Source organism: Oerskovia sp. NPDC060287 (genome assembly GCF_042726775.1).
GTDB lineage: Bacteria > Actinomycetota > Actinomycetes > Actinomycetales > Cellulomonadaceae > Oerskovia > Oerskovia merdavium.
In genome coordinates this window covers 1-6,165 of record NZ_JBHXBO010000240.1, presented here as the reverse complement: position 1 = coordinate 6,165, position 6,165 = coordinate 1, and the positions used below count along the sequence as shown (strand labels likewise).

The following is a 6,165-nucleotide window of genomic DNA, read 5'->3' as shown; positions in this document are numbered from 1 at the left end:
TGCCCGCTCCCCGGGGCCCGGCGCGGCGGCCCCCCCCCCGGGGGGGGGTGGGGGGCGCGCCCCCCCCCCCACCCCTCCTGGCATGTCCACCCACGTCGCCTCAGCCCCCGCGGGGCGGGACCCCGCGACGTGGGGCCGTCGGGCTCAGCGGCAGAGGACGGCGAACCCGCCGCGCGTGCCCGTGTCCTCGAGGAGGCGGTAGCGCGCCTCGGCGCCGTGGTCGGAGTCCAGCGACCAGATCCGCTGCTCGACCCGACCACCCGACTCGTACGCGAGGGCGATGCGGTCGTACGCGCGCCCGTCGGCGCGGCGGCCGATCACCTGGCTGGGGGCGCCGGGGCTCGAGCACGCCAGGGTGGCCACGAACTCGTCGTCGCGCAGCGTGCGCAGGGTCTCGTGCTGCTGACGCAGGTCGGACATGTTCACGGTCCCCACCAGCAGGGTCTCCTGGAGCACCTGCGGCTGGTCGAGAACGGTCGTGTCGGGGGTCTGGGCGATGGTCGCCATGTGGTTCCTCTCGGTAGGGGGGAGTCGGGGGGCGCGCGTCATTCCGCGGCGTGGACCGGCTCCGTCTGCTCGCAGGATCGACAGATCCCGCGGAAGGTCACGTCGGTCACGAACACGCGCATGTCGTGGCTGTCCGACGGGGTGAGGCAGGGTGCGTGGCCGACCACGCAGTCCACGTCCTCGACCCGGCCGCACACGACGCACTGCACGTGGTGGTGGTTGTCGCCCGTCCGGGTCTCGTAACGCGCTCCTGCGGAGCCGGGAAGGTCCGTCCGGCGGAGCATGCCCCGCTGGTGCAGGTCCTGCACGATGTTGTGGACAGCCTGGGGCGACGTCGACGGCAGCTCCTCGCGGAGCGCCTGGTAGACGTCGGAGGCGCTGACGTGGGGGTGCTCGTCGATGTAGGCGAGCGCCGCGACACGGCCGGCCGTCGCACGCAGCCCCCCGGCGCGGAGGTCCGCGGCCCGGTCGGTGGCGCTGCGCGAGCCACCCGTCCTGTCCATGCCTACGACCCTAGACGGTTGTTTTGATTCAGTCAAAACAACGCCCGACTCAAAGGAGAGACGGCTCCGGGAGGTGACCGCCGTCGCCACGTAGGGTGAAGAGCGTGACCTTCAGCGACGCGAGCAGGACCATCTACACGATCCCCGGGATGCACGTCACCGACCACGTGGTCGAGGTCCCCCTCGACTGGTTCGACGAGACCGACTCCCGCCGGATCACCGTCTTCGCCCGCGAGCTCGTCGACCCGATCAGACGGCGGGACGACCTCCCGCTGCTCGTGTTCCTCCAGGGCGGCCCGGGAGGCAAGGGCCCGCGCCCCACGGGGCCGGACGGCTGGGTCGGCACCATGCTCGCCACGCACCGCGTGATCCTGCTCGACCAGCGCGGCACGGGCCGCAGCTCGGCCCTGCGCGGGCGTCACCTCGCGGCGCTGGGCGACGCGGCCGCGCAGGCCGAGCACCTCTCGCACTTCCGCGCGGACTCGATCGTCGCCGACGCCGAGCACGTGCGCCGCACGCTGTTCGGCGGTCGCCGCTGGGAGTCGCTCGGGCAGAGCTACGGGGGCTTCCTCACGCTCACGTACCTCTCGCGCGCCCCCGAGGGCCTCTCGGCCTGCTACGTCACGGGCGGGCTCGCGGGCCTCGAGGCCGACGCGATCGAGGTCTACCGCCGCACCTACCCGCGCACCGCGGCCAAGAACGCTCGCTTCGCGTCGCGCTTCCCCGACGACGTCGCACGCCTCGCGCGCATCGCGGACAGGATCGCGGTGGGTGACGTCACGCTGCCCGACGGCGACACGCTCTCGGTGCGACGCCTCCAGACCCTCGGCATGGACTTCGGCATGAAGCCGGGCTTCGAACGCGTCCACTGGCTGCTCGACGAGGCGTTCGACCACGGCGACGAGGACCTGAGCGACACGTTCCTCAGCGAGGTCCGGGACCTGACCTCGTACCGGACGAACCCCCTGTACGCGGTGCTGCACGAGTCGATCTACGCCTCGGGCCACGGGGCCACGGGCTGGGCCGCCGAGCGGGTCCGCGCCGAGCACCCGGAGTTCTCCCCCGAGGCCCGACCGCTGCTCTTCACGGGCGAGATGATCTACCCCTGGATGTTCGAGGAGATCGCCGGCCTGCGAGACTTCCGGGGCGCCGCCGAGGAGCTGGCCCGCCGCGAGGACTGGACCACGCTGTACGACCTGGACGTGCTCGCGGCCAACGAGGTCCCGGTCGCCGCGGCCGTCTACTACGACGACATGTTCGTCGACGCCCACCTGTCGCTCGACACGGCCTCGCGCGTCGGGAACGTGCAGGCGCTCGTCACGAACGAGTTCGAGCACGACGGGTTGCGCACGGGTGACGTGCTGGAGCGTCTGCTGCCGCTCGTCGACCAGCAGGGCGGGCCGCTGCGCGACGCGTGACAGTCCTCGCCGGGACGGATCGGGCTCAGGCCCGCCGGGCGGGTCCGGGCGGGCCAGGCCGCACAGGGCGGACCGGCGCGTCCCTGCTCACTCCGCGTCGGGCGACGGCGCGTGCTTCTCGAGGAACGCGTAGACCTCCGAGGCGTCCACCCCGGGGAACGACCCCGAGGGCAGGGCCGACAGCACGTGCTGGTGCATGCGCGCGCTGGGCCACGCGACCTCCTCCCAGCGGCGCGCGAGCTGCGCCTGCGGCCGACGGCAGCACGCCTCGTCGGGGCAGGTCGAGGCGCGCCGCACGGTCGTCTCACGTCCACGGAACCACTTGGCCGAGGCGAACGGGACCCCGACCGTGATCGAGAACTCGCCCGTCGTCGTCGTGCCCGTCTGGGTGCTGCACCAGAACGTGCCCGCCGGGGTGTCCGTGTACTGGTAGGACTCGGTCGCCCGGTCGCGGCGCGCGAAGGCCTCGCGCGCGGCCCACCGGCGGCAGACGAGCTGCCCCTCGATGGCCCCCGTGACATCCGCAGGGAACGGCAGCCCGTCGTTCGCGTAGCCGCGGTAGAGCGCGCCGTCGTCGCCCACGCGCATGAAGTGCACGGGGATCCCCAGGCGCGAGGTCGCGAGGTTCGTGAAGCGCTGCGACGCGGCCTCGTGCGAGACGCCGAACGCGTCCCGGAAGTCCTCGACCGCGAGGTCCTTCTCCTTCTTGCGCTGCTCGAGGAACTCGACCGCGGCCGACTGCGGCATGAGGCAGCACGCGGCGAAGTACGTGATCTCGACGCGCTGCCTCAGGAAATGGGCGTAGGACGTGGGCCGCTGGTGCCCGAGCACCCGGTGCGCGATGGCCTGCAGGCCCAGCGAACGCAGACCGTGGCTCCCGGGGATCGAGGCCGGCGGGAGGTAGATGCGGCCGTTGCGCAGGTCCGTGACGGTGCGGGTCGAGTGCGGCAGGTCGTCGACGTGGAGCAGCGTGAAGCCGAGCTGCTCGGCCATGCGCGCGACCGTGCGGTGCGTGAGCGCGCCCACGCGGTAGCCGGCCCGGCGCGTCATCTCCTCGGCGAGGTCCTCGAGCTCGGGGATGTAGTTGTTGCGCGACTGGCGCTCGAGCCGGAGCTCGGTGTTGGCGCGCCGCGCCTCCTCGGGCGTCGCGATGGCCTCCGACGCTCGCCGCGCGAGCTCGCCGTGCAGGCCCACGAGGTTCTCCAGGACCGGCATGGGCAGCTTCTGGGAGGCCTTGACCGACGGCAGGCCCAGGGTCGCGAACAAGGGGCCGCGCTGGGCTCGGTCGAGCTCGATCTCGAGGGCCGCCCGGCGCGACGGCGGCTCGTCCGCGAGCAGGTCCGTGACCGCGACGTCGAGCGCCCCGGCGAGCGCCTGGAGCAGTGACAGGCGGGGTTCACGCTTGCCGTTCTCGATGAGCGACAGGAGGCTCGCGGTGGTCCCCACCTGCGCACCGAGGGCGTCGAGCGTGAGCTCGCTGCGGGTCCGGAACCAGCGGATCCTGCGCCCGAGCGTGATGAGGTCGGTGGTCGCAGGGGCGGGGACCTCGGGGGTCGTGGGGATCTTGCGGTCTTCGTCGACGGCCATTCCTTGACTCTATGTCAAGAACCGCGATTCTTGACATAGATCTGAGTGGAAAACTGCGTCGTTCCGGGTCGAAGGTGGAAACAGCAGAACAGACGCCCACCGGGCGGACGACCCCCGCCCAGGACCGGAGACCCGATCATGACCGTGACCGCCAACCCTCGCCGCACCCGCCACGCCGCCCTCACCGAGGACCTGCCCGACACGCTCGCCGCGACCATGGCCGGAGCGGCGTTCGGCCCCGGTGCCCGCTCCGCCGTCGGCGTGGCCCGCGACCCGCGCGCCTGGGTCCGCGAGATCGCGGACCTGACCGAACCCGACGCGGTCGTGTGGTGCGACGGGTCCGCGGCCGAGAAGCAGCGGCTGATCGATCTCATGGTCGACGCGGGCACGCTCCGCCCGCTCGACCCCGGGCTGCGCCCCGGCAGCTACCTCGCCCGGTCGGACCCGAGCGACGTGGCCCGTGTCGAGTCCCGCACGTTCATCTGCTCGCAGGACGAGGCCGACGCGGGCCCCACCAACAACTGGCGCGAGCCCGACGTCATGCGCGCCGAGCTGCGCGGGGTGTTCGACGGCTCGATGCGCGGCCGCACCATGTACGTGGTGCCGTTCTCGATGGGACCCGTCGGCGGCCCCCTCTCGCAGGCAGGCATCCAGGTCACCGACTCCCCGTACGTCGTCGTGAGCATGGGCGTCATGACCCGGGTCGGCAGCGACGTCCTGGCCCTGATCGACGCCGGTGCGCCGTTCGTGCCCGCCGTCCACTCGGTCGGAGCCCCGCTCGTGGTCGACCTCCCCGACGGTTCGATCGACCTCCACGAGGACGTCGCGTGGCCCTGCAACGACACCAAGTACATCGCCCACTTCCCCGAGACCCGCGAGATCTGGTCGTACGGCTCCGGGTACGGCGGCAACGCCCTGCTCGGCAAGAAGTGCTTCGCCCTGCGCATCGCCTCGGCCATGGCCCGCGACGAGGGCTGGCTCGCCGAGCACATGCTGCTCGTCCGGGCCACCTCGCCCGAGGGGCGCGCCTACCACCTCGCCGCGGCCTTCCCCTCGGCGTGCGGCAAGACGAACCTCGCGATGCTCCAGCCCACCGTGCCGGGGTGGAAGATCGAGACCATCGGCGACGACATCGCGTGGCTGCGTCGCGGCCCCGACGGGACGCTGCGCGCGATCAACCCCGAGGCCGGGTTCTTCGGCGTCGCCCCCGGCACGGGCATCGACACCAACCCCGTCGCGGTCGCGACGTTCGACCGCGACACCATCTTCACCAACGTCGCATTGACCGACGACGGCGACGTCTGGTGGGAGGGGCTCACGCCCGAGGCCCCCGAGCACCTGATCGACTGGCGCGGCAACGACTGGACGCCGGCCGACGGGGCCGCGGGCACGCCCGCCGCGCACCCCAACTCCCGGTTCACGGTCGCCGCCGCGCAGTGCCCCACGATCGCCGACACCTGGGAGGACCCTGCGGGCGTCCCGATCGACGCAATCATCTTCGGCGGGCGCCGCGCGACCAACGTGCCGCTCGTCGCCCAGGCCTACAGCTGGGAGCACGGCGTGTTCATGGGGGCGACGATCTCGTCGGAGCGCACCGCAGCAGCCGAGGGCGCGCTGGGCGAGCTGCGCCGCGACCCCTTCGCGATGCTGCCGTTCTGCGGCTACAACATGGCCGACCACTGGGCGCACTGGCTGAGCGTCGGCGCGGGGCTCGACCCGGCCAAGCGGCCCAAGATCTTCCAGGTCAACTGGTTCCGCAAGGGCACCGACGGCTCGTTCCTGTGGCCGGGGTTCGGGGAGAACTCGCGCGTCGTCGCGTGGATCGCCCAGCAGGTCGACCGGTCGCGCGGCCTGCGGACCGACGCAGGGGCGGTCACGAGCGCCGTCGGGCTGCTGCCCGCCCCGGGCGCGCTGGACGTCGACGGGCTGGACCTCCCGGAAGGCGCCCTCGACGCGCTGTTCGAGGTGGACGCCGCGTCGTGGCTCACCGAGACCGAGCTCACGAGCGAGTTCTTCGACACGTTCGGCAACCGGGTGCCGGACCAGCTCTGGGCACAGCTCGCGCGGCTGCGGTCGCGGCTCGGGGCCGAGTGAGTCGACGCCCTCCTCGCCGAGGGTGGCGCAGCGCCCGCTGCGGGAGACCATCGGTC

5 protein-coding genes are annotated in these 6,165 nt (G+C 72.7%); 2 read left to right on the top strand and 3 right to left on the bottom strand.

Going from position 1 to position 6,165, the window contains the following annotated elements:
- Positions 1–144 precede the first annotated feature (144 nt).
- Positions 145–507 (bottom strand): hypothetical protein, encoded by a 363-nt coding sequence (locus ACFWFR_RS16505; protein ID WP_191804471.1) that lies wholly within the window; start codon positions 505–507, stop codon positions 145–147.
- 38 nt (positions 508–545) lie between these two features.
- Positions 546–1,010, bottom strand: a complete 465-nt coding sequence (locus ACFWFR_RS16500) for a Fur family transcriptional regulator (protein ID WP_191804469.1) — start codon at positions 1,008–1,010, stop codon at positions 546–548.
- A gap of 149 nt (positions 1,011–1,159) precedes the next feature.
- Between ACFWFR_RS16500 and ACFWFR_RS16495 the strand changes: the two genes are divergently transcribed.
- Complete coding sequence (locus ACFWFR_RS16495; RefSeq protein WP_377623679.1) at positions 1,160–2,428, top strand: alpha/beta fold hydrolase; 1,269 nt, start codon at positions 1,160–1,162, stop codon at positions 2,426–2,428.
- Between the two features lie 87 nt (positions 2,429–2,515).
- Here the strand turns inward: ACFWFR_RS16495 and ACFWFR_RS16490 are convergent, their stop codons facing one another.
- Positions 2,516–4,015, bottom strand: coding sequence for a helix-turn-helix domain-containing protein (locus ACFWFR_RS16490; protein WP_377623675.1), 1,500 nt, complete (start codon positions 4,013–4,015; stop codon positions 2,516–2,518).
- A 216-nt stretch (positions 4,016–4,231) separates the two neighbouring features.
- On the opposite strand from ACFWFR_RS16490, the gene ACFWFR_RS16485 reads away from it, so the two are divergent.
- Positions 4,232–6,109 (top strand): phosphoenolpyruvate carboxykinase (GTP), encoded by a 1,878-nt coding sequence (locus ACFWFR_RS16485; protein ID WP_377623677.1) that lies wholly within the window; start codon positions 4,232–4,234, stop codon positions 6,107–6,109.
- The last annotated feature ends 56 nt before the right edge of the window (positions 6,110–6,165 follow it).

Coding starts and splice junctions, on each gene's coding strand:
- ACFWFR_RS16505 (WP_191804471.1), bottom strand. CDS start 507: ATGGCGACCATCGCCCAGACCCCCGACACGACCGTTCTCGACCAGCCG.
- ACFWFR_RS16500 (WP_191804469.1), bottom strand. CDS start 1,010: ATGGACAGGACGGGTGGCTCGCGCAGCGCCACCGACCGGGCCGCGGAC.
- ACFWFR_RS16495 (WP_377623679.1), top strand. CDS start 1,160: ATGCACGTCACCGACCACGTGGTCGAGGTCCCCCTCGACTGGTTCGAC.
- ACFWFR_RS16490 (WP_377623675.1), bottom strand. CDS start 4,015: ATGGCCGTCGACGAAGACCGCAAGATCCCCACGACCCCCGAGGTCCCC.
- ACFWFR_RS16485 (WP_377623677.1), top strand. CDS start 4,232: ATGGCCGGAGCGGCGTTCGGCCCCGGTGCCCGCTCCGCCGTCGGCGTG.